24 protein-coding genes are annotated in these 24,451 nt (G+C 70.3%); 16 read left to right on the top strand and 8 right to left on the bottom strand.

What is annotated here, in order from left to right; genetic code table 11:
• Window positions 1-115 precede the first annotated feature (115 nt).
• The gene (locus M6G65_RS13635) at window positions 116-1,102 is read right to left on the bottom strand and encodes a CorA family divalent cation transporter (protein ID WP_238195361.1); all 987 of its coding nucleotides are present in this window, start codon (window positions 1,100-1,102) and stop codon (window positions 116-118) included.
• Window positions 1,103-1,314: 212 nt separating this feature from the next.
• Between M6G65_RS13635 and groES the strand changes: the two genes are divergently transcribed.
• Both groES and groL read left to right on the top strand, forming a co-directional pair.
• The gene (gene groES, locus M6G65_RS13640) at window positions 1,315-1,605 is read left to right on the top strand and encodes a co-chaperone GroES (protein ID WP_091779337.1); all 291 of its coding nucleotides are present in this window, start codon (window positions 1,315-1,317) and stop codon (window positions 1,603-1,605) included.
• A gap of 74 nt (window positions 1,606-1,679) precedes the next feature.
• A complete protein-coding gene (gene groL / locus M6G65_RS13645; protein WP_250104055.1) occupies window positions 1,680-3,320 on the top strand; it encodes a chaperonin GroEL in 1,641 nt (546 codons plus the stop codon).
• A gap of 737 nt (window positions 3,321-4,057) precedes the next feature.
• Here groL and fae read toward each other — a convergent pair.
• The 7 genes from fae to M6G65_RS13680 form a co-directional block, all read right to left on the bottom strand.
• Window positions 4,058-4,570, bottom strand: coding sequence for a 5,6,7,8-tetrahydromethanopterin hydro-lyase (fae, locus tag M6G65_RS13650; RefSeq protein ID WP_238197974.1), 513 nt, complete (start codon window positions 4,568-4,570; stop codon window positions 4,058-4,060).
• A 237-nt stretch (window positions 4,571-4,807) separates the two neighbouring features.
• Window positions 4,808-5,641, bottom strand: coding sequence for a triphosphoribosyl-dephospho-CoA synthase (locus tag M6G65_RS13655; RefSeq protein WP_238197972.1), 834 nt, complete (start codon window positions 5,639-5,641; stop codon window positions 4,808-4,810).
• Window positions 5,638-6,546 carry an ATP-grasp domain-containing protein gene (locus M6G65_RS13660; protein WP_250104056.1) on the bottom strand — a complete coding sequence of 303 codons (909 nt, stop codon included), beginning with the start codon at window positions 6,544-6,546 and terminating at the stop codon, window positions 5,638-5,640. Before M6G65_RS13660 ends, M6G65_RS13655 begins: the two co-directional genes overlap by 4 nt.
• 294 nt (window positions 6,547-6,840) lie before the next feature.
• Window positions 6,841-7,815 carry a methenyltetrahydromethanopterin cyclohydrolase gene (gene mch / locus M6G65_RS13665; RefSeq protein WP_250104057.1) on the bottom strand — a complete coding sequence of 325 codons (975 nt, stop codon included), beginning with the start codon at window positions 7,813-7,815 and terminating at the stop codon, window positions 6,841-6,843.
• Window positions 7,812-8,963 carry an ATP-grasp domain-containing protein gene (locus M6G65_RS13670; RefSeq protein ID WP_238197966.1) on the bottom strand — a complete coding sequence of 384 codons (1,152 nt, stop codon included), beginning with the start codon at window positions 8,961-8,963 and terminating at the stop codon, window positions 7,812-7,814. Before M6G65_RS13670 ends, mch begins: the two co-directional genes overlap by 4 nt.
• 22 nt (window positions 8,964-8,985) lie before the next feature.
• Entirely contained in the window at window positions 8,986-9,879 is an 894-nt protein-coding gene (locus tag M6G65_RS13675) for an NAD(P)-dependent methylenetetrahydromethanopterin dehydrogenase (RefSeq protein WP_192710797.1), read from the bottom strand.
• Window positions 9,880-9,965: 86 nt separating this feature from the next.
• On the bottom strand, window positions 9,966-10,943 hold the full coding sequence (locus M6G65_RS13680) for a beta-ribofuranosylaminobenzene 5'-phosphate synthase family protein (protein ID WP_238197964.1): 978 nt from the start codon (window positions 10,941-10,943) through the stop codon (window positions 9,966-9,968).
• Between the two features lie 495 nt (window positions 10,944-11,438).
• On the opposite strand from M6G65_RS13680, the gene M6G65_RS13685 reads away from it, so the two are divergent.
• From M6G65_RS13685 to folP, 14 genes are all read left to right on the top strand, one after another.
• Window positions 11,439-12,509, top strand: coding sequence for a molybdopterin-binding domain-containing protein (locus tag M6G65_RS13685; protein ID WP_238197962.1), 1,071 nt, complete (start codon window positions 11,439-11,441; stop codon window positions 12,507-12,509).
• Window positions 12,503-14,149 (top strand): formylmethanofuran dehydrogenase subunit A, encoded by a 1,647-nt coding sequence (locus M6G65_RS13690; RefSeq protein ID WP_238197960.1) that lies wholly within the window; start codon window positions 12,503-12,505, stop codon window positions 14,147-14,149. The genes M6G65_RS13685 and M6G65_RS13690 overlap by 7 nt, the downstream gene beginning before the upstream one ends.
• A gap of 27 nt (window positions 14,150-14,176) precedes the next feature.
• Entirely contained in the window at window positions 14,177-15,124 is a 948-nt protein-coding gene (fhcD, locus tag M6G65_RS13695; protein WP_250104058.1) for a formylmethanofuran--tetrahydromethanopterin N-formyltransferase, read from the top strand.
• Between the two features lie 3 nt (window positions 15,125-15,127).
• Window positions 15,128-15,922 (top strand): formylmethanofuran dehydrogenase subunit C, encoded by a 795-nt coding sequence (locus M6G65_RS13700; RefSeq protein ID WP_238197956.1) that lies wholly within the window; start codon window positions 15,128-15,130, stop codon window positions 15,920-15,922.
• Between the two features lie 84 nt (window positions 15,923-16,006).
• Entirely contained in the window at window positions 16,007-16,213 is a 207-nt protein-coding gene (locus M6G65_RS13705) for a hypothetical protein (protein WP_238197954.1), read from the top strand.
• 66 nt (window positions 16,214-16,279) lie between these two features.
• A complete protein-coding gene (locus tag M6G65_RS13710) occupies window positions 16,280-17,914 on the top strand; it encodes a sensor histidine kinase (protein WP_238197953.1) in 1,635 nt (544 codons plus the stop codon).
• Entirely contained in the window at window positions 17,911-18,615 is a 705-nt protein-coding gene (locus tag M6G65_RS13715; protein ID WP_250104059.1) for a response regulator transcription factor, read from the top strand. The genes M6G65_RS13710 and M6G65_RS13715 overlap by 4 nt, the downstream gene beginning before the upstream one ends.
• Before the next feature lie 223 nt (window positions 18,616-18,838).
• Window positions 18,839-18,928, top strand: a complete 90-nt coding sequence (gene pqqA, locus M6G65_RS13720) for a pyrroloquinoline quinone precursor peptide PqqA (protein WP_012317526.1) — start codon at window positions 18,839-18,841, stop codon at window positions 18,926-18,928.
• Between the two features lie 33 nt (window positions 18,929-18,961).
• Window positions 18,962-19,861, top strand: a complete 900-nt coding sequence (gene pqqB, locus M6G65_RS13725) for a pyrroloquinoline quinone biosynthesis protein PqqB (RefSeq protein WP_238197949.1) — start codon at window positions 18,962-18,964, stop codon at window positions 19,859-19,861.
• Between the two features lie 395 nt (window positions 19,862-20,256).
• Window positions 20,257-21,339 (top strand): pyrroloquinoline-quinone synthase PqqC, encoded by a 1,083-nt coding sequence (gene pqqC / locus M6G65_RS13730; protein ID WP_238197947.1) that lies wholly within the window; start codon window positions 20,257-20,259, stop codon window positions 21,337-21,339.
• Window positions 21,336-22,481 (top strand): pyrroloquinoline quinone biosynthesis protein PqqE, encoded by a 1,146-nt coding sequence (gene pqqE, locus M6G65_RS13735; RefSeq protein ID WP_250104060.1) that lies wholly within the window; start codon window positions 21,336-21,338, stop codon window positions 22,479-22,481. Before pqqC ends, pqqE begins: the two co-directional genes overlap by 4 nt.
• Complete coding sequence (locus M6G65_RS13740) at window positions 22,478-23,188, top strand: hypothetical protein (RefSeq protein ID WP_238197943.1); 711 nt, start codon at window positions 22,478-22,480, stop codon at window positions 23,186-23,188. Before pqqE ends, M6G65_RS13740 begins: the two co-directional genes overlap by 4 nt.
• Entirely contained in the window at window positions 23,169-23,531 is a 363-nt protein-coding gene (locus M6G65_RS13745; RefSeq protein WP_192710810.1) for a hypothetical protein, read from the top strand. The genes M6G65_RS13740 and M6G65_RS13745 overlap by 20 nt, the downstream gene beginning before the upstream one ends.
• Before the next feature lie 83 nt (window positions 23,532-23,614).
• Window positions 23,615-24,451, top strand: a complete 837-nt coding sequence (gene folP / locus M6G65_RS13750) for a dihydropteroate synthase (protein WP_250104061.1) — start codon at window positions 23,615-23,617, stop codon at window positions 24,449-24,451.

Consider the following 24,451-nt stretch of genomic DNA (forward strand, 5'->3'; position numbering starts at 1 on the left):
TCGCTGAATGCTTCGAACGATACGATCCAATGAAATGGCTTCAGGAATTCATCGGATTTAAAACGGAACTATGATATATAAATATCCGATATCAACTATAATTAATTTGCCAATATCAGAACCAGCCGCGGAGACGGAAATAAATCACCGGCGCGATCGCGCTGAGCAGGATCAGGCCGAGCGCGTAGGGATAGCCGTAGGTCCATTCCAGCTCCGGCATGTGCTTGAAGTTCATGCCGTACATCGAGGCGATCAGCGTCGGCGGGACACCGACCACCGAGACGACCGTCAGCACCCGGAAGACGTTGTTCTGCTCGATGTTGATCAGGCCCAAAGCCGCGTCGAGAAGGAATTGCACGTTCTCGGCGAGCCGGGTCTCGAACTCGTCCAGGGACTCGATGTCTCGTCGGATCGTATCGAAGCGCCCATCCTCGGGCAGGCCGAGCCCATCGCAGGCGGCCGACACGAACGGGACGATCCGCTCCAGCCCGAGGAGGCTCGCGCGGATCTTGCCCAGCACCTTCCCGCGGTTGCTGATGCCGCGCAGGATCCGGCGCAGGGCAAGGTCGCGGCGGCGGGGCGGCGGGCTCTCCAGCCGGCGGCGGTCTGCGCCGCGGACGTCGAAGTCGAAGATCCGGGTCGAGAGGGAATCGAGTTCCGACGCCATGTCCTCAAGGGCGTCCGCGAGGCTGTCGACCAGCTCCTCCAGGACGACGAGGAAGATCTCGCTCGGGGTCGTGCTGCCGTCGCCGTCCGCGATGCGCTTCGCGGAGGAATCGAAGGCGCGCAGGTCGTGGAAACGGATCGTGACGAGATGGTCCTTGGTCAGCAGGAAACCCAGCGGCTTCAGCTGCGACGCGCTCTGCTCGAAGGTGATCATCGGCGTCGACAGCGAGAGCCCGCCCTTCACCCTCCGTAGGCGGCTCGACGTCTCGACCTCCGAGAGCGCTGCCCGGGACGGAACGCGCAGGCCGGTCGCGGTCTCGACGGCCTTGGCTTCCTCTGGCGTCGGGTCGTTCAGGTCGAGCCACACGGTGTTGCGCGCGATCGGGCTGCCGGGTTGCAGCGCCACCGGGCCTTCGGGTCCGTGCAGGCTCAGCATGAGAGCGCATTATCCATGTGGAAGGATGAGAGCCGCCGGCGCGTCATCGCACCTTCGCGCGGGGGTGCGACAGCCTTGACTCGGAACCGGGCCGGGCCTATCTCGCGGCCGTCTTTGGCACTCGCCGAGACAGAGTGCTAACAGTCGAGTTCGCAAGCGGTCCCGCCGGCCGCATCAACGCCAACTCCAGACCTGAAGCAAGAGGGCAGCTCATGAAGTTCCGTCCGCTGCACGACCGCGTGGTCGTCCGTCGCATCGAAGGCGAAGAGAAGACCAAGGGCGGCATCATCATCCCGGACACCGCCAAGGAGAAGCCGCAGGAGGGCGAGGTCGTCGCCGTCGGTCCCGGCGCCCGCGACGAGTCCGGCCGTGTCAACGCGCTCGACGTCAAGGCCGGCGACCGCGTCCTGTTCGGCAAGTGGTCCGGCACCGAGGTCAAGATCGACGGTCAGGACCTCCTGATCATGAAGGAATCCGACATCATGGGCGTCGTCGCCGCCTGATCGGATCACCCGTCCCCGCCCTTTGAGGCCGCCTGAGGCCTTGGGGCAGAACCCAACCAGACAAGAGGCAAACCATGGCAGCGAAAGACGTTCGTTTCTCCGCCGACGCCCGCGATAAGATGCTGCGCGGCGTCGACATCCTCGCCGACGCGGTGAAGGTGACGCTGGGCCCGAAGGGCCGCAACGTCGTGATCGAGAAGAGCTTCGGCGCCCCGCGCATCACCAAGGACGGTGTGACGGTCGCCAAGGAGATCGAGCTCGCCGACAAGTTCGAGAACATGGGCGCCCAGATGGTGCGCGAAGTGGCCTCGAAGACCAACGACATCGCGGGTGACGGCACGACCACCGCGACCGTGCTGGCCCAGGCCATCGTCCGCGAGGGCGCCAAGTACGTCGCCGCCGGCATCAACCCGATGGACCTGAAGCGCGGCATCGACCTCGCCACGCAGGCCGCCGTGAAGGACATCACCTCGCGAGCCAAGAAGGTCTCGACCTCCGACGAGGTCGCCCAGGTCGGCACGATCTCCGCCAACGGCGACAAGGAGATCGGCGAGATGATCGCCCACGCCATGCAGAAGGTGGGCAACGAGGGCGTCATCACGGTCGAGGAGGCCAAGACGGCCGAGACCGAGCTCGACGTCGCCGAGGGCATGCAGTTCGACCGCGGCTACCTCTCCCCGTACTTCATCACGAACGCGGAGAAGATGGTCGCCGAGCTCGAGGATCCCTACATCCTCATCCACGAGAAGAAGCTCTCCTCGCTCCAGGCCATGCTGCCGGTGCTCGAGGCCGTTGTTCAGACCGGCAAGCCGCTCCTGATCATCGCCGAGGACATCGAGGGCGAGGCCCTGGCCACGCTGGTCGTCAACAAGCTCCGCGGCGGCCTGAAGGTCGCGGCCGTCAAGGCGCCGGGCTTCGGTGACCGCCGCAAGGCGATGCTCGAGGACATCGCGATCCTGACCAAGGGCCAGATGATCGCCGAGGATCTCGGCATCAAGCTCGAGAACGTGACGCTCCCCATGCTCGGCCGCGCCAAGCGCGTGCGCATCGAGAAGGAGAACACCACGATCATCGACGGCGTCGGCGAGAAGTCCGACATCGAGGGCCGCATCGCGCAGATCAAGGCGCAGATCGAGGAGACCACCTCGGACTACGACCGTGAGAAGCTGCAGGAGCGTCTGGCCAAGCTCGCGGGCGGCGTCGCGGTGATCCGCGTCGGCGGCGCGACCGAGGTCGAGGTCAAGGAGAAGAAGGACCGCGTCGACGACGCCCTCAACGCCACCCGCGCGGCGGTCGAGGAAGGCATCGTCCCGGGCGGCGGCACCGCGCTGCTGCGCGCCAAGAAGGCGGTCGCCGCTCTGAAGTCCGAGATCCCGGACGTCCAGGCCGGCATCAAGATCGTGCTGAAGGCCCTTGAGGCCCCGCTGCGCCAGATCGCCCAGAACGCGGGCGTGGAAGGCTCGATCGTGGTCGGCAAGATCACCGACAACACGGGCTCGGAGACCTTCGGCTTCAACGCCCAGACCGAGGAGTACGTCGACATGATCCAGGCCGGCATCGCCGACCCGGCCAAGGTCGTGCGCACCGCCCTGCAGGATGCGGCTTCCGTGGCCGGCCTGCTGGTGACCACCGAGGCGATGGTCGCCGACGCGCCGAAGAAGGACAGCCCTGCTCCGGCGATGCCGGGCGGCGGCATGGGCGGCATGGACTTCTAAGTCCACGTCACCCGTCGAGACGAAGGAAGGGGGTCGCCGAAAGGCGGCCCCTTTTCTGTTGGATTCTGCTCCCCGCCGCCGCGGCAGGGCGATGGTCAAGACGACGTTGTGGCCGGCCCGCATGACGTCTGCCGCGGCGGTCCGCGGCATCAGTACGGGAACGTGATTGGCGTGATCCAATCCAAGCAGGAGGCGTCCGCGTCCGGCGACGTCACACAGGACGTCAACGTCGCGCGTGGTCACTGAGGTTGCGTTGGGGCCATGCCGGCGGCGCGATCCGCACGTAGGGCCGATAGCGCTTAGGCGAGGCAGTGTCCGCGGCTCGCGGCGCTGCGGTACCCCGCGCCGTCATTCCGCGGCGCCGAAGGCGAGCCCGGAATCCAGACCCGCTGGCGGTGCCCAACCTTGCCGCGGCGGCGTGTCTGGATCCCGGGTTCCGCTGCGCGGCCCCGGAATAACGGGGCGGGTCGAAGACACGTGTCGACGTGAATCGGGGGCTGGATGACCTGTCGCGGCGCGCAGCGAAGCGACCCGGAATTCAGAAGGCCAGGAATGCCGTGCGCCTGCAATGACGTCCTGCACCGCGCGATGGCCGGAACGCGACGCACAAAAAAACGGGACGGCTCGCGCCGTCCCGTTCAAGGACCTACCTATCGGCCAAGAAAGATCGAAGCCAGTCGCTGGATCAGGCCCCGCGGTGCGGGCGGAGGCGCGCTCTGCCCAGGACCGTCCCCGATCTAAGCGTTGGCGGCGAAGGGGTGCTGCGCGGAGTTGCGCTGCTCGGTGACCGTCGAAGCCTTCGGCTCGCCGTTGACGGCGCGCTGGATCGACAGCTTGGTCGCCTCGTAGTTGTACTTCTGGATCTTGGCGTCGTCGGCCGCCTCCCAGTGGATGAACACGCCGACCAGGATGTACAGGTCGTCGGCCTCGTCCGCCGGGATGATGCCCTCGGCCACCGCGTCCTGCACGGCCTTGGCAACACCGTGCTGGGCCGGGCCGAACATCTGGACGGCCTGACGGGCGTCGTTGATGGTGACCTTGTTGAACATCAGGGTGTTCGGCTTGCACGGCAGGTTCGGCGCGATGACCGCGAGCAGGCTGGTGAAGCCGTGCTTGTTGTTCACGAGGCCGTTGCAGAAGGCCGACTCGGCCGGCGAACCGCGCGGTCCGATGATCAGGTCGATGTGGGCGACCTCGTTGCCTTCGCCGACGAGCGCTTCGCCGACCTGAACCTTGGTGATCTTCGCCATTCGGTGTCTCTCCCTGGATTCCGAAAAAAGCCGCGCGCCGGGCGGTGCCGCGGCCGGGAAGCCATCCTTGTTATCGGCGCCCGACCATGCCGGCCGAGCCGGATGGGCCGAGCCGGTTGGGCCGGACAGCGCGGCGGACCCTACAGCGGGGCCCTGCGGCTCACAACCCGCGCAAGGCCCTGACATGAAGGAATTTCTAAGTCGTCCATTCGGGAAACACCGGATCGTGCGCGCGGTTCAGGCCAGAGCCGCACCGGCGGCCGCGAGCGCGTCCCAGAACAGCGTCGCCACCGTGAAATCGGCGCTCGTGCCCGGGTTGAGACCGCGCGCCTTCAACGAGGCATCAAGGGCGAGCAGCGCGTCGACCGGCCGCCCGGCGAGATCGAGCCCGGCGAGGGCCGCCTCGGCCTCCCGGCGGACGCCCTCGGCCGAGGCCGGGCCGTGCTTGCGGGCGATATGGCTGTCGGGCACCGCGCAAAGGTAAGCCAGGTGGATGGCGGTCGTGCACCAGGCGGGATCGAGGCCCTCGGCGCGGGCCGCGGCCAGGGCCGCGAGGCCGATCGCCGGCACGTCCGCGAAGCCGGTCACGTAGGCCCGGGCGATGCGGTCCCGGTCGGCGGCCTCCGCCATCGCGTCCAGGAGCGAGCCGGGCGCCGCGGCGGAGACGTCGTGCCGGCCGGCGCGGCCGAGCCCGCCGGGATTGGCGAGGCGGATCGCCGCGAAGACCGCCTCCGAATCCGCGCGGTCGAGGTTGCCGAGCACCGACGCGACGGTCTGGCCCCGCTCGGCGGCGGCGGCCAGCGGGGCGCAGAGGAGGAGAATGCCGAGATTGGTGTTCTGGCCCACCGCCGCCATCGTGGCGGCGACGCCGCCGCGGATCCGGGCGCCGACATGCGCGCCCTGTTCGGCAAGGGCGCCCGCTGAGACGTCGGCGCTCGTGACGAAATCCGCCACCTCCATGCGGTGGCCGGCCGCGTAGGCGTGGACGTTGCCGGGCTTGAGGGCGTCGAGCTCGGCGAGGCAGGCGGCCCGGTAGAGCGTGCCGATCAGCGCTGGGTCGAGCCCGGTCATGCCACCACGAGCCGGGGGCGGCTGGCGCCGCGGGTCGCGGCGAGGAAGCCGCGCACCACCGCGGCGGCGATGTCGGTCTCGCACACGGTCTGGAGCCCCGACCAGGCCGGCATGGAGTTGACCTCGAGGACCGAGAACCCGCCCTCCCCGTCCTCGGCGAGATCGACGCCGGAATAATCGACTCCGACCGCGGCGGCGGCCGCTTCGGCCAGTTCGGCGGCGGCGCGCGGCATCGCCCAGGGTAGCGGCCGGCCGCCTCGGTGGACGTTGGTGATCCAGCCATCGCCCTCGCGGATCATGCCGGCGATCGCCCGGCCATCGCAGACGAACACCCGGTAGTCGCGCCACAAGCCGTCCCGGCGCGGCACGTAGCGCTGGAGGTAGTAGACCCGCGCCACGGCCTCCTCGTCGGGCAGGTCCTCCGGGCGCTCGATCAGGGCGAGCCCCTCCCCTTGCGAGCCGAACAGCGGCTTCAGGACCAGCGGCGCGCCCGGTCGCGCCTCGGCGGCGACCAAGTCGGCGGCCGCGTCGCGCTTCGAGAACACCCAGGTTGCCGGCGTGGGCAGGCCGGCCCGGTCGATCAGCAGCGAGGTCGCCGCCTTGTCGACCGAGCGCTCGATCGCGGTCGGCGCGTTCCAGACCGTGACACCCGCCGCGACCAGGGCGTGCAGCACGCCGAGCCGCATCGTCGTCGCCTCAAAGGTGCCGCCCGCGATGGTCCGCATCAGGACGCCGTCCGGCAGGGCGTCGGGGAAGCCCGGCACGCGCAGGGGCTCGTTGCCGCCGGTCACCACGGCCACGTCGGCCAGCGAGAACAGCACCGGCTCGACGCCGCTCGCGCGCAGGGCCGCAAGCAGGCGGTTCTTGTGCCAGGTGCCGTTATCGGCCGCGAGCCCGATGCGCATGGGGGTCCTGATCGTCACGGAAGAGAGCCGCCTTCACGGCAGGGCCCGAGGGCCGGGAGCAAGCCCGAGGCGGGGTCGGTCTCCCGCCCGCTCGAGGTCCACGGATGGGAAGCCTTGTCTTGCGCGAGCGAGCCGCTTCTCGGGCGACCAGCCGCGCCGTCCTTCCGGGGCGCCGCTGGCGAGCCCGGAACCCAGAACTGCCAACAGCGCCAGAGCTTGGCACCTCGGCGTGTCTGGATCCCGAGTTCCGCTGCGCGGCCCCGGGATGACGGGGAGGTGCCGGTGCGTCGCCCCTCAGACGAAGGACGCGTCGACCAGCGTCGGCTCCAGGCGGCCGCCGCGATAGGTGGCGCCGGAGCGCACCGACGTGACGATCGCCTCGGCCGGCGAGAACAGGGCGCCGTCGATCTTGTAGAAGTCGCCGTTCACCCGCGCGAAGATCTCGGCGAAGGGCGCGCCGTGGTCGCTCGAGGTCGCCGAAGGCAGCTGCTCGGCGAGCTGCTTGGCGTCCGCGTCGTCGGCATCCACGAAGAGCTGGACCCGCCCGCCGTAGATGATCGCGTCGTTGGTGCGGCCCATCGCCTTGATGAAGTCCGGGTGCGGCGGTGACAGCGGCGCCGAGCCGATCCCGTCCACGATGGCGTGCAGGTCGAAGCCGACCGTGTGGGCCTTGTGAAGGGCGACCTCGAGGACGCGGGCCACCACCTGGGTGGAGCCGGCGAGGCTCTGGGTCGGCGCGAAGATGAAGGTCAGGTCCTCGGGCTTGAGGCCGGAGGCCTCGGCGACCTTCGCGACGACGCTCTCGGGCGGGCCGCCCGCCGCTTCCAGCACGAGCGCGGTCTTAGTGGCGGAATCGCGGAAACCGAGCTCCTGGTACAGATCCTCGACTGCCGCCACCGCGCGGCCCGGGCCCGAGCCGAGGGCGAAGAAGCCGGAATCACCGGTCTCGTCCGCGAGGCTCCAGCCCGCGTACTGGCTGCCCAGGCAGGCGAGCACCGGGTCGGCGGAATGGACCGTCACCGAGTAGGGCCAGGACGCGATCGGCCCGCTCGGCGCGATGGTGACGGTGCCGAGGCCGCCGAGGCAGATCTCGGCGATGCGCCGCCCGGCCTCGATCGAGCCCCGCGCCTGCGCGCCGGCATCGACCATGCGGGCGCCGCCGGCGGCCTGCGACACGGACAGCCGCAGGGTCCCGGCGTCGGCCACGAGCCGCTCGACCAGGGGGCCTGAGAGCGCGTTGATGCTGGGATAGGATTGGCTGGCACTCATGACGGGGCTTCCTCGGGGTGTGTTTTCTTCGCCGCGCAGACGGCCCGCAGGTGTGCCGTCCGCGTTTCCAACAGGGCGAGCACCTCCGCCCGGTCCGCGCCTTCGGCCAGCACCGTGCAGAGCGGCGCGTCGCGGCGGACCACCGAGCCGGAGCACGGTCGGTCGCGCACGCAGTCCGGCCAGTCGAGGGCCGGCACAGGCGCAAGCTCACGGTCCGCGTAACAGATCTGCGCGGCCGCCGCACCCGCCGGATGCGGTCCGGGATCCGGCATCGTGCCGAGGCAGGCGGCAATGTGGGCCGCGAGCAGCGGCGTCCCGCGCCGGTCGAGGATGTCGAGGGTCGCGCCGGGCCTCGGGTTGATCTCGGTGAGCCACCACTCGGTCCCGTCGACCAGCAGGTCGGCGCTGGCGAGGCCGCACAGACTGGTTGCGGCGACGATCCGCTCGATGCTGGCGGCGACGGCCTCAACGACCGAAGCGGGAAGCGCCGGGGCTTCTCCGGCGCCGCGGACGAGCGCCCCGGCATAGCGGAACGGGCGGATCGGCGACGGCGCGCACCACTGCTCGGTGACCGCGAGGATGCGGATCGTGCGTCCGTCGGCGAGGATGTTCAGAGCGTGCGGCCGCCCCGTCACGCGCGCCTGGAAATAGTGGCCCGCCGGTGCGGGCGACCGGGTGGCCGGCCGGATGTGGCTGCCGCCGGACCCTCCTGTCCGCTTGAGTAGCCACGCCGCGGGATCCGGCGGCGGCTCCGTCGCCACGGCCGGATGCGGCACGCCGAGCCGCGCGCACAGGGCCGCGAAAGCCAGGGGATCCTTGAGGGCGGCGACGGTCTCGGCCGAGGCGCCGATCAGCCGGTGCCGCGCGGCGAGGCGCGCGATCAGCTCGGGCGCGTCCTCGAAGCCACTGCCCAGGATCAGGCCGACCGGATTCCCGGCCCGCGCGGCGAGGTCGTCGAGGGCCGCCAGAGTGGCGTCGGCGGCGGGGGCGGTGCCGAACCGGCCCGGCAGCGGCCGGTAGGCCTCGGCCAGCATGCGGGTGTCGGAATCGCCGAACAGGTCGGCGACGTAGGGGCGCAGTTCCGCGCGCCGCGCCGCCTCGGCCAGGGCGCGCCCGGCCTGTGCGGCGATCAGGACCGCATCCGCCATGGGAGGCCGGTGCCGGAGCGGCCTAGCCGGCGATCTCCACGGCGAGTTCGTAGGCGTCGCGGAAGTCGAGGCATAGCGGCGTGTCGGAGGCGAGCATCCGGTCGAACAGGCGCCGCTGCGTCTGGTACTTCACGTTGCCGACCGCCAGCGCGCCGATGCCGACGCCCTTTCCGGTCGGCAAGGCCACGTCGACCGCATTGACGTCGATCCCCGCGATGCCGGCGGGCGGCACGGCGTTGACGTCCGAGGCGACGAGGAGTTTCGGCGCCGATTCCAGATCCGCCGCGGTGAGGATCGGGATGCCCGCCGGCCCGGCGGAGAGGATGACGTCGGCGTCGCGGATGGCGGCGCGGCGATCGTCCGGCGTCGTGCCGTCGACGGCGCCGACCTCGATGCCGAAGCGCCACTTCATCGTGAAGGCGATCTTCGAGACGCGCTCCTCGCCATCATGGCCGACCAGCACAGTGGTGGCACCCTGCAGGGCGCCGATCACCGCGGCCACGTAGGCGACGACGCCTGCGCCGCCGAAGATCACGATGCGCTTGCCCGTGAGGTCGGTGTTGAACTTCTGCCGCAGGGCACGGGAGACCTGCGCCACCATGGCGGCGCCGGTGGTGAACGAGCCCGCCGGGTCGGCGAAGACGTGGTTCACGAAGGGCGGCACGAAGGCCTTCTTGGCGCGGTCGACCATGTCGAGGGCGTCCTCGGCGTTCTTGCCGCCGATGAAGATGCCCGTCCGCGTCCCGTCGGCCGGCGACCGCGAGAAGATCGAATCCTGGGTCAGCGAGACCACGTCGGCGAGGCTGACCTCGGTGTAGGTCACCACCGTCTCGAAGCCGGCATCCACGGCCATGTTCACGTCGAACGGGCTCATGTGCCGGAGCGGCGTCAGCATGTGGAGGATCGAGCGGGCCATGGAATCCTCGTGCGGCGCGCGACAGAGGCGCCTTCCCTCCGTCCAAACCCGGAGCGGCGCCCCGGGTCAAGCCCGGGGCGACCGGCTCACGCCGGACCGGTTACCGAAGCGCCATTGTTGCGGCCACGGGCGATGACGAACCGGAGGGGGCCGCCCCGGTCGAGGCTGGCCACCAGGGCGCGGGCCTCGGCCTCGGAGGGCACCAGCGCGAAGCCGGTCGGACCCCAGGAGGACTGGCCGTAGCCCGCGATGCCCTGCGCCGCGACGGTGGCCAGCGCCTCCGCGACCGCGGCGCTGGCGTAGCGGCCGCCCTGATGTGGCGCGAAATGGTCGCCGATCAGCGTCTGGATCCGGGTGATGCCGGCGCCGAAGCCCTGCGGCTCCGCTAGGGCGACGGCGGGCAGGATCTGCATCAGCGCGATCCGGCAGATCTCGGCCGCCTGCGTCTCGGGGAAGCGCGGCAGGTCGCGGAACGCCTCGACCTCGCGCGTCCCGTGCACGCCGGCCATTCTCGGATCGAGGATCAGGACGACTCGCCAGGCTTCGGGATAGGGCAGGCGCGCGATGACCGGCGGCGGGCCGCCATCCGCGCCGCGGCCGCCATCGACGATCAGGCCGCCCTCCGTGAAGGCGCAGAGGCCGACACCGGAGCGGTTGCCCCGGTCCAAAGTCGCCGCGAAGGCATCCGCCGCGAAGGGCTCGCCGTTCAGGCGCGCCATCGCGGCCGCCACCGCGAGGGCGAGCTGCGTGCCCGAGCCGAACCCGGCATGGGCCGGGATCACCCGCTCGACATTGATGGCGATGTCCCCGCCGCGCCCGAGATGGGCGGCTGCGGCCTCGACGTAGCCGCGCACGCGGTCAGCCTCGGGGCCCGTGACGGTGGGCCGAGCCGCCCGGCGGGCAGTCAGGGCCAGGGACGGCGCGTCGATGGCGAGGCCGATGCTGCCGAAGCGGCGGCCAAGCCCACCATGCAGGTCCAGGAACCCGAAATGCAGCCGTGCCGGCGCCTCGACCCGCACGGCGCCGTCCGCCGTCATCTCGTTCCGTTCGGGGACCTCGCCCAACACACGTTCCTCGAATCCCGCAGGCCCGGCGCATGCGCGGGGCGCTTTTCACACGTGGCTCCGGGTCGGGCAACGTGGATACGCGCGGATCGCGCCGCTGCCACGGCAATTCCCGGCCGCGGGCCCGGTTGGTCCTCCCCGCCGCCGCGTCGGTCCTGAAAAGACCGTGACGTGAAAACCATCTCGGCCCCAGCCGCATGCAGCACTGGTGGCGTGCGATCCGGGATCCACCACACACGGTCGCAAGGCGGCGAACCGGTCCGCGCAATCCACTTCCCGACGCGCATCGCCGCCAGACCCCCTTGCCGCGGTGCGCGGATGAAGGCAAACCTAGGCCCGCGACGGCGTGCCGAGTTTGCCGCCTGCCCGGATGTGCCGGGCGGATGAGCCATTCCGATTCGGTGGGGAACCCTCGGGGTTGAGGGGCACCCGCTTCGTCCGGTCTTACGGCCGTCGCCCGCTCCGAAACCAAGCAAGAACGTTGCGAGAGGGAGCATGGCAGCCTGGGTGAAGGGCGGCGCGACGGACGCGGGCACCGCCATCGAGGCGGCCGCATCCCTGCTCGCCAAAGCGCGCGCGCCGGTGATCGCCGGCCTCAGCGCCGACGTGGCCGCGATCCGCGCGGCCTACGATCTCGCGGGGCGCATCGGCGCCTCCGTCGACACCGCCGGCTCGGCTGGCACCTACGCGGAACTCGGAGCGCTGAGCCGGGTCGGGGCGCTGACCTCGACGCCCGCCGAGGCAGTCGGGCGCGCCGACGTGGTGCTGGTGGTGGGCGCGGCCCCCTGGCAGGCGCCGCTCCTGAAGCGCTTGATCGACGACAAGCCCAGCCGCGGTCGCGCCGCCGGATCGGAGCGCGCCCTGCTGGCCGTCGGCGCCAACGCCACCGCGTCGCTGTCCTGGCCGGCCGAGGGCGGGCTGACCGAGGCGGTCGGCGTGCTGCGCGCCCACGCCCGCGGCCACCTCGCCGGTGATGACCTCCCCGCCCAGATCGCCGCCCGGCTCGCCGCCGCCCAGTACGGCGTCCTCCTCTACGACGCCGCCGAGCTCGGCGAGGCCGGCATCGAGATGCTGCAGGGCCTCGCCATGGAGCTCAGCGAGACCACGCGCTGCTTCACCCTCGCGGTCGGCGGCACCGGTCAGGACCGCGCGGTGGTACCGGTCTCGGCCTGGCTCACCGGGCAGGCGCCGCGCAGCGGCTTCGGGCGCCGCGTGCCCGAGCATGATCCCTGGCGCTTCGACGCCGCCCGCCAAGTCGCCGCCGGCGAGGTCGATGCCGTCCTCTGGATCGGCGCCGTCCCGGTTTCGCGCCCGGACTGGCTGTCGAACGTCCCGGCCGTCGCGCTGGTCGCCGACGGCGAGGCGCAGGTCGCCGAGGTGGTGATCGCCGTCGGCCAGCCCGGCCGCGACCATGGCGGCGTGTTGTGGAACGAGCAGCGCGCCGCGCTGACCTTCTGGCCGGCCTCAGCGCCGTCGGATCTGCCGTCGGCCGCGTCGGTGCTGGGCGCCCTCAAGGAGCGCCTGGTCACGGGCCCGGCCGCGTCGAGGAGTGAACCCGCATGCTGAGCGTGATCCGGGGCGGGCGCGTCGTCGATCCGACCGCGTCCCGCGATTCCATGGGCGACGTCTGGATCGAGGACGGCCGCGTCATCGATCCGCCGGGCCGCGAGCCCGACGCGGTGATCGACGCCGCGGGCTGCGTGGTCATGGCGGGCGGCGTCGAGGTGCACTCGCACATCGCCGGCGGCAACGTGATCACCTCGCGGCTGCTCCTGCCCGACCTCTACGTCAGTGAGGCGGCGCCCGACGGCCACCCCTTCGCCCACGCGGGCGGGGCGGCGGCCTGGATCGGCTCGACCTACGCGCGGATGGGCTACACCACGGCCGTCGAGCCGGCGATGCCGCCGACCCACGCGCTGGGCACCCAGCTCGAGCTCGCCGACATCCCGCTGCTCGACCGCGGCGCGCTGACCGTGATGGGCAACGACGACCAACTCCTGCAGCTGCTACGCGAGCGCCAGGGCGGCAACGCCGTGCGCGACCTCGTCGCCCTGTCGGTCGCCCAGTCGCGCGGGCTCGGGGTGAAGTGCATCAATGCCGGCGGCGCCTCCGCCTTCAAGGACGGGGCCCTGCGCCTGTCCCTCGACGACGAGATCCCCTGTTACGGGCTCTCGACCCGGCAGATCATGGGCTCGCTCCTCGACGCGGTCGAGGAGATCGGCGTTCCGCACCCGCTGCACGTCCACTGCAACAACCTCGGCCTGCCCGGGGCCGACGACAGCTTCATGGCGACGCTGGACGCGGCGGAGGGGCGGCGCATCCACTTCGCCCACGCGCAGTTCTACGCCTACGGCGCGGTCGACCCGGCCAATCCCGGCACCGGCGGCTTCCGCTCGGCCGCCGAGCGGATCGCGCAGGCGATCACCGACAACCCGAACGCCACCCTCGATATCGGGCAGGTCGTGTTCGGCCAGACCGTGACCGTGTCGCTCGACATCCTCCGCCAGTTCGCCGGCCGGAAGGGCGCCAAGCCGAAGAAGTGGGTCCTGAACGCGGGCGACGCCGAGGGCGGCGGCGTGGTGCCGTTCCTGTACCGGCCCCGGGGTCCGACCAGCTCGCTGCAATGGGCGATCGGCCTGGAGATCATGCTGCTCTCCACCGATCCGGAGCGGACGATCCTGACCACCGATCACCCGAACGGCGGCCCGTTCACCCAGTACCCGCGCATCATCCACCTGCTGATGGACAAGTCGGAGCGCGACCGCGAGATCGCGACGTTGCCGGGCGTGGTCGGCGAACGCTCGAGCCTTCCGGGGCTGGAGCGCGAGTACACGCTCTCGGAGATCGCGCAGCTGACCCGGTCCGGACCCGCGAAGCTCCTCGGCCTCGCCGACCGCGGCCACCTGCGGGCCGGCGCCCGGGCCGACGTCGCCGTCTACCGCGACGACGCGAACCGCACCGCGATGTTCACCGCCGCCAAGCTCGTCCTGAAGGACGGCGTGCCGATCGTCGAGGACGGCGAGGTCGTGGAGTGGCGCGCGGGCCGCACGCTGTCGCTGACCGTGGAGTCCGACAAGGCCATGGCGAAGCGCGCCGACACCTACCTCACGGAACGCTTCGGCGAGGGTCTCGACAGCTTCGCCGTGCCCGACGCGGCCTTCGGCGAGGGGACGGAGAATTTCGAGGCGGTGCCATGCCGGGTGTGATCAGCGGGGCGAGCCGCGGGAACAACGATGTCTGACCTCTCCCTCAACGGCATCCCGGTCGCCGACACCTTCGCGGAGGCGTTCGACGTGGCCGGTACGGCCATCATCGTCACGAACGACACCGCCAAGTGGGCGATGATCGCCGCGACCACGATGACGGGCTTCGCCACCTCGGTGATCGGCTGCGGCGCCGAGGCCGGGATCGACGCCGAGCTGTCGCCCGAGGAGACGCCTGACGGGCGGCCGGGCGTGCGCATCCTGCTCTTCGGCTTCGAACCGAACGGCCTCAAGGACCAGCTGATCAAGCGCGTCGGCCAGTGCATCCTGACCTGCCCGGGCACCGCCTGCTACGCGGGCGTGGACGGGCCGACAAAGATCAAGCTCGGCGGCGCGATCCGCTACTTCGGCGACGGCTTCGCGGTGGCCAAGCGCCTGCCCGACGCCACCGGCAAGGCCCGGCGCTACTGGCGCATCCCGGTGATGGACGGCGAGTTCCTCTGCGAGGATTCGGTTCGGGCCGTCGACGGCGCAGTCGGCGGCGGCAACCTGCTGTTCCTCGGCCGGAACCACGCCGAGACGCTGAAGGTCGCCGAGATCGCCGTGGAGGCCGCCAAGGCGGTGCCGGGCGCGATCCTGCCGTTCCCGGGCGGCATCGTCCGCTCCGGCTCCAAGGTCGGCGGCCGGACCAAGGGCATGATGGCCTCGACCAACGACGCCTACTGCCCGACCCTGAAGGGCCGCGCCGGCTCGGCGCTCCCGGCGGAATGCGGCGTGGTGCTGGAGATCGTGATCGACGCCCTCACCTCGCAGGGTGTGTCCGACTCGATGCGCGCCGGCCTGCACGCCGCCACCGAGATCGGCGGCAAACACGGCCTGATCGCCGTCACGGCCGGCAATTACGGCGGCAATCTCGGCCGCCACCATTACCACCTGCGCGACCTCATCGCGCGCGACGACGCCAAGCCGGAGGGCTGAGCCGTGAGCACCCTCACCCTGCGCGCGGCCCCGCCCGAGCGGCTGGATTTCCTCGCCATCAACCCGCTGGCGCTCAGCGGCCTCTCGCAGAGCGAGGCCGAACGCCTGGAGGTTGGAACCAGCCGGACGGGCGTGCGTCTCGGCGACTGTTTCGCCGTCTCCCTCGACGGCTCCAAAACGCTGACCATCGACGGCGGCCACGAACGTCTGGACCGCGTCGGCGCATCCCTGTCGGAAGGCACGATCCGCGTCGTCGGCGATGTCGGGCAGCGCCTCGGCGCCGGAATGGTCGGTGGCAGCCTGACTGTCATCGGGAACGCAGGTCCCTACGCGGCTTCCGGCGCCACCGGCGGCACGATCACCATCGAGGGCGATGCCGGAGATTACGCGGGCGGCGCGGTCTACGCCGCCAAGGCGGGGCTCGACGGGGCCACGCTGGTCATCCGGGGCAGCGCCGGGGCGCATCTCGGCGACCGGATGCGACGCGGGACCATCGTGGCCGGGCGCGCCGGCGCCTTCGCGGGCTCGCGCATGATTGCCGGCACGCTGGCGGCGCTCGCGGTCGGCGACCATCCGGGTCTCGGCATGCGCCGCGGGACGCTCGTCCTGGGATCGCATGGGCGGATGGCTGCGACCTTCGTGGAGACAGGAACGCACGACCTCGTGTTCCTGCGCCTGCTGGCCACGGCCCTGCGCGGTGTCAGCGCCGAGCACGCCGACCTCCTGGGTAAGCCGCTGCGTCGCTACTCCGGCGACCTCGCGACCATCGCCAAGGGCGAGATCTGGGTCGCGGCCTGACGCCGCCTGGGCAAGGGGCGTGACGCCGTCCTATGCTTCCCGGCAAGCCGGCCCGTCCGAGGCCGGCAAACCGGGGACGCGCCCATGCTGCTGCTGCTGTCGATCTGCCTCGTCGCCCAGCCCTCGACCTGCCGCGAGGACCAGATCGAGATGTCGTTCGAGAAGTCGAGCCCCTTCGTGTGCCTGCGCAATTCGCAGAGTGCGCTGGCGACTTGGCAGGCATCACATCCCGAATGGCATGTCGAGCGCTGGCGCTGCGCTGCCAAGGGCAGCGTGCCGAAGGATCTGTGACGGCGCCTTGGTTCTCCCGCCGGACGGTGACATGCTCGCCTCTCCTCTGAGTGCGGCACGGAAACCATGCGCTCGCTGAAGGTCCGCTTCGCGCTGCTGCTCGGTGGCACGGCCATCGTGGTGGTGTTGGCCGCGGCTGCGGCATTGGCGGCGATCGGGGCCGCGGAGCGGACAGTCGACCGGACCCTCGAGGCGCAGCGTCGTTTGGAGCTGCTGGCCGAATTGTCCGGCCGCCTCACCCAGTTCGGCCTCGCGGCCGTGGAGACCGTGGGCAATCCCGACAACCAGCCGGAGGCGATGGCGATCGCCCGCGACAATGCCGACCGGGCCCTGGCCACGGTCGATGAAGCCCTGGCCAGGAGTTTTCCGCCGAGCGATGATCCGGCCGACCGGATGCAGTACGCGGCGCGCACGCGCCCCATGGCGCAGCTGCGGGCCGCCCGCGCGGTCCTCGACCGGCAGGTGGCGCTGATCAGCCGCCAGACCGATCCGGAGCGGCGCCAGGACGCGATCAAGGGGGCGCTCAACGGGTTCGGCGCCATGACCGGCCAGCCGCTCTCGTTCCTGATCGAGGCTGAGCGGCGCAGCATGGCCTTGGGCTCCGAGCAGGCCCGGGCGCTCTCTGAGCGCCTGCGGGTCGCGGCGGCCTCGGCGGTGGCGGCTGCCCTGGTCCTGCTCGCGATTCTCTACCGTGGCGTCACCCGTCCGACGCTCGCGCGCATCGAGGAGGTGCGCCGGGCGGCGAGCGCCATCGGCCGCGGCGCCCTCGACACGCGGCTGTCCGTGGCGACTCGCGACGAGCTCGGCCTGCTGATGACCAACGTCAACCGCATGGCCGCCCGCCTCGCGCGGCGCGAGTCCCGGGTCGCGGCCGACCGGGCGGCGCTGGAAGACACCGTGGCGGCGCGTACTGCCGACCTGCGCGCCGCCAATGCCCGCCTGGAGGCCGTCGATCAGTCGCGGCGGCGCTTCTTCGCCGATGTCAGCCACGAGCTGCGCACGCCCCTGACGGTGATCCTCGGTGAGTGCGATCTCGCCCTTCGGAGCACGTCCCGCGGGGGCGACCCGGGACCGGTCTTCGCGACCATCAAGAAGCGGGCGCAGCGGCTGAAGCTGCGCGTCGAGGATCTGCTGCGCGTCGCCCGGTCGGAATCGGGCGAGATCGCGTTCGACAAGCGTCCCCTCGGGCTCGCCCTCGTCCTGTCGGAGGCGGTGGACAACATGGCGTCCGAGGCCGCGCGCCGCCGGGTCGGCCTGACGCTGGATCCCGGCACGCGCGACGTCGAGTGCCTCGCCGACCGGGAATGGATCCGCCAGACCGTCGAGAGCCTCATCGACAACGCGCTGCGCCACGCCGCCGGTTTGTCCCGGGTCGAGGTCGCGCTGGCGGCAGAACCCGGGCCGGTCGGACGGATCACCGTGACGGATGACGGACCCGGCTTCGACGCCTCGGAAGCCGAGCTGTTCGAGCGGTTCCGCCGGGGGAAGAGCGCCGGCCCGGACGAGACCGGTTTTGGCATCGGCCTCGCCCTGGCGCGCTGGATCGTCGAGCAGCACGGTGGCACGATCCGGCTCGGCGCCGGGCCGGACGGGCGCGGAGCTCGCGTCAGCCTGGATCTTCCGGCGCTCGATCCGGCATGGGATGCGCAGGCCGCCGGACACGCCGCCGGCGGCGCGCAGGTGAAGGAGTCGGCCGCATGACGCGGATTCTGATCGCCGAGGACGACGTCGACATCCGCGGGCTCCTGGCCCGTGGATTGGAGGCCGAAGGGTTCGAGGTCGGGACCGCGGCCTGCGTGGACGAGGCGCTCAAGGCCGCGCATGATCCCGCGCCCGGCGCCGTGCTCCTCGATATCAACCTGCCGGACGGATCCGGCCACGACGTGTGCCGGTCCCTGCGCGAGGGCGGCTTCCCCGGAGCGATCCTGTTCCTCTCCGCCCGCGACGAGATCCGCGACCGGGCCGAGGGGCTGGCCCTCGGTGCCGACGACTACATCATCAAGCCGTTCGAGTTCGACGAGCTGGTGGCAAGGCTCCGCACGCATCTCATGCGCCGTGAACAGGCGGAGGCGCCGCGCTCGCGCATCACGGCCGGCAAGCTGATGCTCGACCTCGACACCCGGCAGGCGAGCTGCGGTGAGGCCAGCGCGCGCCTCACACCCCGCGAGGCCGACCTCCTCGCCATGCTGATGGAGAGCATCGGCAAGCCGGTTTCCCGGGCCGACATTTTCGACCGGCTCTGGGCGAGCCAGGGCGGCCTCTCCCTGAACGTGGTCGACGTCTATATCGGCTATCTGCGCTCGAAGATGGCCGATTTCGTCCGCTATGGCGGGCCAAGTCTGGTCACGGTGCGCGGCAAAGGGTTCATGCTCGAGTTGCGCGGACCCGACTTCCGTCAGTGAGCCACTGTACTTAAGTCGCAGGGGCGCGCATTTCTCGATGGTTTCCGGAGGGTTAGGAAGTCTCTCACGAAAAATTTGGGAGGATCCGGCAAGTTAGTGCTTGAAGCGCGCAGCTGAATCGCCGATACCTCTCTCGCGCCGGAAATGAGAGCGCCATCAGTGTCTTAGGGTCCTCTTAGGAACCGCGTGACGCTCGGTGTAGATGTCGCGAAGGAGAAACACCATGAAGTGGGCTGCCCCGATCGTGTCCGAGATCTGCGTCGGCATGGAAGTGACGAGCTACGAGTCGGCCGAGATCGACACCTTCAACTGAGTTTAACGGGCCGGGGATCTCGGGAGCCGCACCATGCGCGTCGTGATCCTCGGTTCCGCGGCCGGCGGCGGCCTTCCTCAGTGGAATTGCCGCTGCCCCATCTGCACGCTGGCACGGTCCGAGCCGGACCGGGTGCGGCCCCGGACCCAGTCGAGCATCGCGGTTTCCGCGGACGGGTCGGATTGGCTGCTGATCAACGCCTCGCCGGACATCCGGCAACAGCTCTTCGACAATCCCCAGATGCACCCGCGCGAGGGCCTGCGCCATTCGCCGATCCGCGCCGTGCTCCTGACGAACGGGGACGTCGACCACGTGGCGGGCCTGCTGACCCTCCGCGAAGGTCAGCCCTACACACTTTACGCGACCCGCGGCATTCTCGATTCGGTCAACGCCAACCGCGTTTTCGACGTGATGGCGGACGGCGTGGTCGCCCGACAGCCGATCGGCATGGATCAGCGCTTCGAGCCTCTTCCCGGCCTGTCCGTGACCCTGTTCCCCGTCCCCGGCAAGGTGCCGCTCTGGCTGGAGGACGAGACGATGGAGATCGGCGCCGAGACCGAGACGACGGTCGGCGCGCTGATCGAGGCCGGCGGCCGGCGCCTCGCCTACATCCCGGGTTGCGCCCGCGTCACCGACGGGTTGCGGGAGCGGATCGCCGGCGTCGACGCGCTGCTCTTCGACGGGACCGTCCTGCATGACGACGACATGATCCGCGCCGGGGTCGGGACGAAGACCGGCTGGCGCATGGGGCACGTTCCCATGCGCGGCGACGGCGGCTCGATCGACGCCCTCGCGGGCGTGGAGATCGGACGCCGCATCTTCGTCCACATCAACAACACCAACCCGGTGCTGGTCGAAGACTCGGCCGAGCGGGCGGATGTCGAGAAGGCCGGGTGGACGGTAGCCCATGACGGGCTGAGCCTGTCGCTTTAGGCTGCGACGACTTTGGAGTGCGTGTGATCTGGCAGTTCTCACCTACATCCTGAGTTGCCCGCGTCAGCGATGCTTGAAGGAGCCGGGATCTCCGAGCTCTCCTTTGAGATCGCCGCCGCACTTCGGCACCTCAGGATTTGCGTGCGGAGCGGCCCCGCCTTTGAGGAACGAGCCCCGATCGTGATGGAGCGGTTTGCGGAGCTCCGAGACGGTCATCCGAGTGTACCCTGTGCCGCAGGCTCTGGCGGCTTGAACGGGGTTACCTGGACGGGGCCGGAGGTTGGGTCCGTAGCCCGGCGGCACTATATCGTGTCCAAGTTCAGATATTCGCCCCGCTGCCGAGGGCGGAACGACCGCACAGGAAACGCGACCCGAGAACGGACGCCGGAAACGCCATGAACGCAGTCTTCCCGACCCCCGACACCGCCGACAGCGAGCGTCTCCTGACTCCCGACGAGCTGGAAGCGGCCCTGCGCGATATCGGCGCGCGCCGCTACCACAACCTGCATCCGTTTCACCGCCTCCTGCACGACGGCAAGCTGTCGAAGGATCAGGTCCGGGCCTGGGCGCTGAACCGCTACTATTACCAGGCGATGATCCCGGTGAAGGACGCCGCGGTGCTCGCCCGGATGACCGACGCGTCGCTGCGGCGGATCTGGCGTCAGCGCATCGTCGATCACGACGGCGACCACGAGGGTGACGGCGGCATCGAGCGCTGGCTCAAGCTGGCGGAGGGCGTCGGCTTCGACCGCGACTACGTGCTGTCGACCCGCGGCATTCTCTCGGCGACGAAGTTCTCCGTCGAGGCCTACGTCCATTTCGTCTCCGAGAAGACTCTGCTGGAGGCGATCGCCTCGTCGCTCACCGAGATGTTCTCGCCGACGATCATCTCGGAGCGTGTCGCCGGGATGCTGAAGAATTACGACTTCATCACCAAGGACACGCTGGCCTATTTCGACAAGCGTCTGACGCAGGCCCCGCGGGATGCCGACTTCGCGCTGGATTACGTCAAGCAGCATGCGACCACGCCCGAGCTGCAGCGCCGGGCGATGGCTGCGCTGACCTTCAAGTGCAACGTCCTGTGGACGCAGCTCGACGCCCTGTACTTCGCCTACGTGGCCCCCGGCCTGATCCCTCCGGATGCCTGGCAGGCCGGAGAGGGTCTCGTTGCCGAGCCGGCGCAGGTCCAGGCGGCCGGCGGGAGGAAGACCGCGCCCGGCGACCGCCCGCGCCTGCCGCGCGGCGTGCGGCTGCGCAACGACGAGACGCGCGGCAAGTACGTCCTACTCGCCCCGGAGCGCACCTTCGACCTCGACGACAACGCCGTCGCGGTGCTCAAGCTCGTGGACGGCACGCGCAGCGTCGCCGACATCGCGGATGAATTGGGCAAAACCTACGCGGCCGACCCGCGTGCAATCGAGGCTGACATCCTGGTGATGCTCGACGGTCTCGCGGAGAAACGGGTTCTTGAGCGATGAACGCGCTGACGCCGAACCGGCCCGCGGCGCCGGCCCCGGTCGGTCTGCTCGCTGAGCTGACCCACCGCTGCCCGCTGCGGTGCCCCTATTGTTCCAACCCGCTGGAACTCGACCGCCGCTCCGGCGAGCTCGACACGGCGACGTGGCAGCGGGTGCTCAAAGAGGCGTCCGCGCTCGGCGTGCTCCACGTGCACCTGTCCGGCGGCGAGCCGACCGCGCGCAACGACATCGCCGATATCACCAAGACCTGCGCGGATCTCGGCCTGTACTCGAACCTGATCACCTCCGGGGTCGGCGGAGCCTTGTCGAAGCTCCAGGCGCTCTACGATGTCGGCCTCGACCACGTGCAGCTCTCGGTGCAGGGCGTGGACGCGCAGAACGCCGAGAAGATCGGCGGCCTGAAGAACGCCCAGCCGCAAAAATTCGAGTTTGCCGCCAAGGTCGTGGAGCTCGGGCTGCCGCTGACCCTTAACTCCGTCATCCACCGCGGCAACATCCACGAGGTGGCGGGCTTCATCGATCTCGCGGTGAAGATGGGCGCCAAGCGCCTCGAAGTGGCGCACACCCAGTATTACGGCTGGGCCTACGTCAACCGCGCCGCCCTGATGCCCAACAAGGCGCAAGTGGACGAGTCGATCCGCATCGCCGAGGCGGCCCGCGAGCGCCTGAAGGGGCAGCTCGTGATCGATCTCGTCGTGCCCGACTATTACGCGAAGTACCCCAAGGCCTGCGCGGGCGGCTGGGGCCGCAAGCTGATGAACGTGACGCCCCAGGGCAAGGTCTTGCCGTGCCACGCGGCCGAGACGATTCCGGGGCTGGAATTCTGGAACGTCACCGACCATTCGCTCAGCGAGATCTGGCATGACTCGCCAGCCTTCACGGCCTATCGCGGGACGGACTGGATGAAGGAGCCGTGCCGCTCCTGCGACCGCCGCGAGAAGGATTGGGGCGGCTGCCGTTGCCGTGCGCTGGCCCTCGCCGGCGACGCCGCGGCCACGGATCCGGCCTGCTCGCTCTCCCCGCTCCATGCCAAGGTGCGGGCCCTCGCGGTGGAGGAGGCGGCCGAGAACCCGCCGGATTACGTCTATCGGACGATCGGCAGCAACGTCCGGTCGCCGCTCAAGGAGGAAGTGCACTCGTGAGAGTTCTTGCTACGACGGCCCTGGCCCTCGTTCTGGCCGCGCTGCCGGCTTTCGCCGAGGACGCGGCGAAACCCGCGACCGTCACCCAGGCCAACGCCGCCGCCCCGCCCTCGGCCGCCGACCTGCTGTTCGATCAGCCTCAGATGAAGAACGCGGCGCCGGGATCGACCATCACGTACAATTACCTGCGCCGCTCCGGCATCTCCGGCGGCCCGTTCGGGGCCCCGCTCCAGGACACGGTCGCGCTGAAGATCGAGCCGGGCAAAAGCCCCGACGCGCGCGATATCCGCGTCACGATGTTTTCCGGGCTGAACCGCGTGCCGGCCGGACCGTTCGAGGACATGGCGGGCAATCCCGTGGTGTCGCTGTTTCTCGAGAACCACCTCCGGGCGCTGGCCAAGGTGCTCGAAGCCAACCCGCGCTATCTGAAGCTGGCGATCCGCCGGGGCCTGCGCGAGAAGGCGACGGTGACGCCGACGAAGGTCGAGTTCGACGGTCGCAGCGTCGATGGCTGGCGCGTGGTGACCAAGCCCTTCGAGGGCGATGCGATGACGCAGCGTATGCGCGGCCTCGATGACCTGACCTATACCTTCGTCACCGCCCCCTCCGTCCCGGGTGAGATCGTCTCGATCGAGGCATCCTCGAAGAACAAGGACGGCGGCGAGCTGCTTGAGGAGAAGCTGAACTATGATCAGAAGGCTGGCTGAACGCGGCGCGCTGGCCGTCCTCGCCCTGACCCTGTCGGGCCTCGCCGGCTACGCGGCCGAGGAGAACGATTACCCGACCGACGCGCGGGTCGATTACGTGTTCGGCTGCATGGCGGCCAACGGCCAGACCCGCGAAAGCCTGCAGAAGTGCTCGTGCTCGCTCGATCAGCTCGCCGCCATCCTGCCGTACGACAAGTACGTCCAGGCGAGCACGGTCCTGTCGATGCGGCAGGGCATCGGCAACCGCGCCAACGAGTTCAAGTCGACCAAGATCTTCGACGACAAGGTCGCGGAACTCCGGCGCGCCCAGGCCGAGGCCGAGATCCGCTGCTATCGCGGCTGATCGTGCGGAGAGGCCGGCGTTGCGCCGGCCTCGCGATTCGCGCACACGGGGTCTCGTAGCGCGCTCGTGACGGGACCCTCTTCGTGACCCCCTCTTCCGGCCTTTCCGACCTGCTGCCCGATCTCGGAGGGCGCACGCTGGTCATGGGCATCCTGAACGTCACGCCCGATTCCTTCTCGGACGGCGGCCTGTTCGCCGGAGACGCCGCGGCCGTGGCGCAGGCGGAGCGCCTCGTCGCGGACGGGGCGGCGATCCTGGACATCGGCGGCGAATCCACCCGGCCCGGGCATGTGCCCGTCTCGGCCGAGGACGAGCAGGCGCGGGTCCTGCCGGTGATCCGCGCGGTTGCTCCGCGGCTGGCCGTGCCGATCTCCATCGACACCTACAAGGCTTCGACGGCGCGCGTCGCTCTCGAGGCCGGCGCGCGGATCGTGAACGACGTCTGGGGCCTCCAGCGCGAGCCCGACATCGCCTCCGTGGCGGCCGCGCACGGCGCGCCGGTCATCATCATGCACAACCGCGCGTCGATCGATCCAGAGATCGACATCGTCGCCGACATGCAGGCCTTCTTCGAGCGGTCGCTCGGCATCGCCCATCGTGCGGGCATCGCGGATTCCGAGATCGTGCTCGATCCGGGTGTCGGTTTCGGCAAGACCTGGGCGCAGCATCTCGAGGTCTTGCGGCGGCTCCCGGAGATCCGCGCCCTCGGCTTTCCGGTTCTGGTCGGCGTTTCCCGCAAGTCTCTCCTCGGACGCCTGCATGATCGCGAGACCCGGCCGGCGGATCGGCTGTACGGCTCCCTCGCCGCGCACGCTCTGGCGGCGACACTGGGCGCCGACATCGTCCGCGTGCACGACGTGGCTGCCCATATCGATGCGATGCGCGTCGCCGACGCCGTGATGCGGCCGGGGGAGCGGTGA

It is taken from the genome of Methylobacterium tardum (assembly GCF_023546765.1).
In the GTDB taxonomy this organism is placed as follows: Bacteria; Pseudomonadota; Alphaproteobacteria; order Rhizobiales; family Beijerinckiaceae; genus Methylobacterium; species Methylobacterium tardum.

Bases quoted from the DNA above. Each gene is read 5' to 3' on its own strand.
- M6G65_RS13635 (WP_238195361.1), bottom strand. From the start codon at position 1,102: ATGCTGAGCCTGCACGGACCCGAAGGCCCGGTGGCGCTGCAACCCGGC.
- groES (WP_091779337.1), top strand. From the start codon at position 1,315: ATGAAGTTCCGTCCGCTGCACGACCGCGTGGTCGTCCGTCGCATCGAA.
- groL (WP_250104055.1), top strand. From the start codon at position 1,680: ATGGCAGCGAAAGACGTTCGTTTCTCCGCCGACGCCCGCGATAAGATG.
- fae (WP_238197974.1), bottom strand. From the start codon at position 4,570: ATGGCGAAGATCACCAAGGTTCAGGTCGGCGAAGCGCTCGTCGGCGAA.
- M6G65_RS13655 (WP_238197972.1), bottom strand. From the start codon at position 5,641: ATGACCGGGCTCGACCCAGCGCTGATCGGCACGCTCTACCGGGCCGCC.
- M6G65_RS13660 (WP_250104056.1), bottom strand. From the start codon at position 6,546: ATGCGCATCGGGCTCGCGGCCGATAACGGCACCTGGCACAAGAACCGC.
- mch (WP_250104057.1), bottom strand. From the start codon at position 7,815: ATGAGTGCCAGCCAATCCTATCCCAGCATCAACGCGCTCTCAGGCCCC.
- M6G65_RS13670 (WP_238197966.1), bottom strand. From the start codon at position 8,963: ATGGCGGATGCGGTCCTGATCGCCGCACAGGCCGGGCGCGCCCTGGCC.
- M6G65_RS13675 (WP_192710797.1), bottom strand. From the start codon at position 9,879: ATGGCCCGCTCGATCCTCCACATGCTGACGCCGCTCCGGCACATGAGC.
- M6G65_RS13685 (WP_238197962.1), top strand. From the start codon at position 11,439: ATGGCAGCCTGGGTGAAGGGCGGCGCGACGGACGCGGGCACCGCCATC.
- M6G65_RS13690 (WP_238197960.1), top strand. From the start codon at position 12,503: ATGCTGAGCGTGATCCGGGGCGGGCGCGTCGTCGATCCGACCGCGTCC.
- fhcD (WP_250104058.1), top strand. From the start codon at position 14,177: ATGTCTGACCTCTCCCTCAACGGCATCCCGGTCGCCGACACCTTCGCG.
- M6G65_RS13705 (WP_238197954.1), top strand. From the start codon at position 16,007: ATGCTGCTGCTGCTGTCGATCTGCCTCGTCGCCCAGCCCTCGACCTGC.
- M6G65_RS13710 (WP_238197953.1), top strand. From the start codon at position 16,280: ATGCGCTCGCTGAAGGTCCGCTTCGCGCTGCTGCTCGGTGGCACGGCC.
- M6G65_RS13715 (WP_250104059.1), top strand. From the start codon at position 17,911: ATGACGCGGATTCTGATCGCCGAGGACGACGTCGACATCCGCGGGCTC.
- pqqA (WP_012317526.1), top strand. From the start codon at position 18,839: ATGAAGTGGGCTGCCCCGATCGTGTCCGAGATCTGCGTCGGCATGGAA.
- pqqB (WP_238197949.1), top strand. From the start codon at position 18,962: ATGCGCGTCGTGATCCTCGGTTCCGCGGCCGGCGGCGGCCTTCCTCAG.
- pqqC (WP_238197947.1), top strand. From the start codon at position 20,257: ATGAACGCAGTCTTCCCGACCCCCGACACCGCCGACAGCGAGCGTCTC.
- pqqE (WP_250104060.1), top strand. From the start codon at position 21,336: ATGAACGCGCTGACGCCGAACCGGCCCGCGGCGCCGGCCCCGGTCGGT.
- M6G65_RS13745 (WP_192710810.1), top strand. From the start codon at position 23,169: ATGATCAGAAGGCTGGCTGAACGCGGCGCGCTGGCCGTCCTCGCCCTG.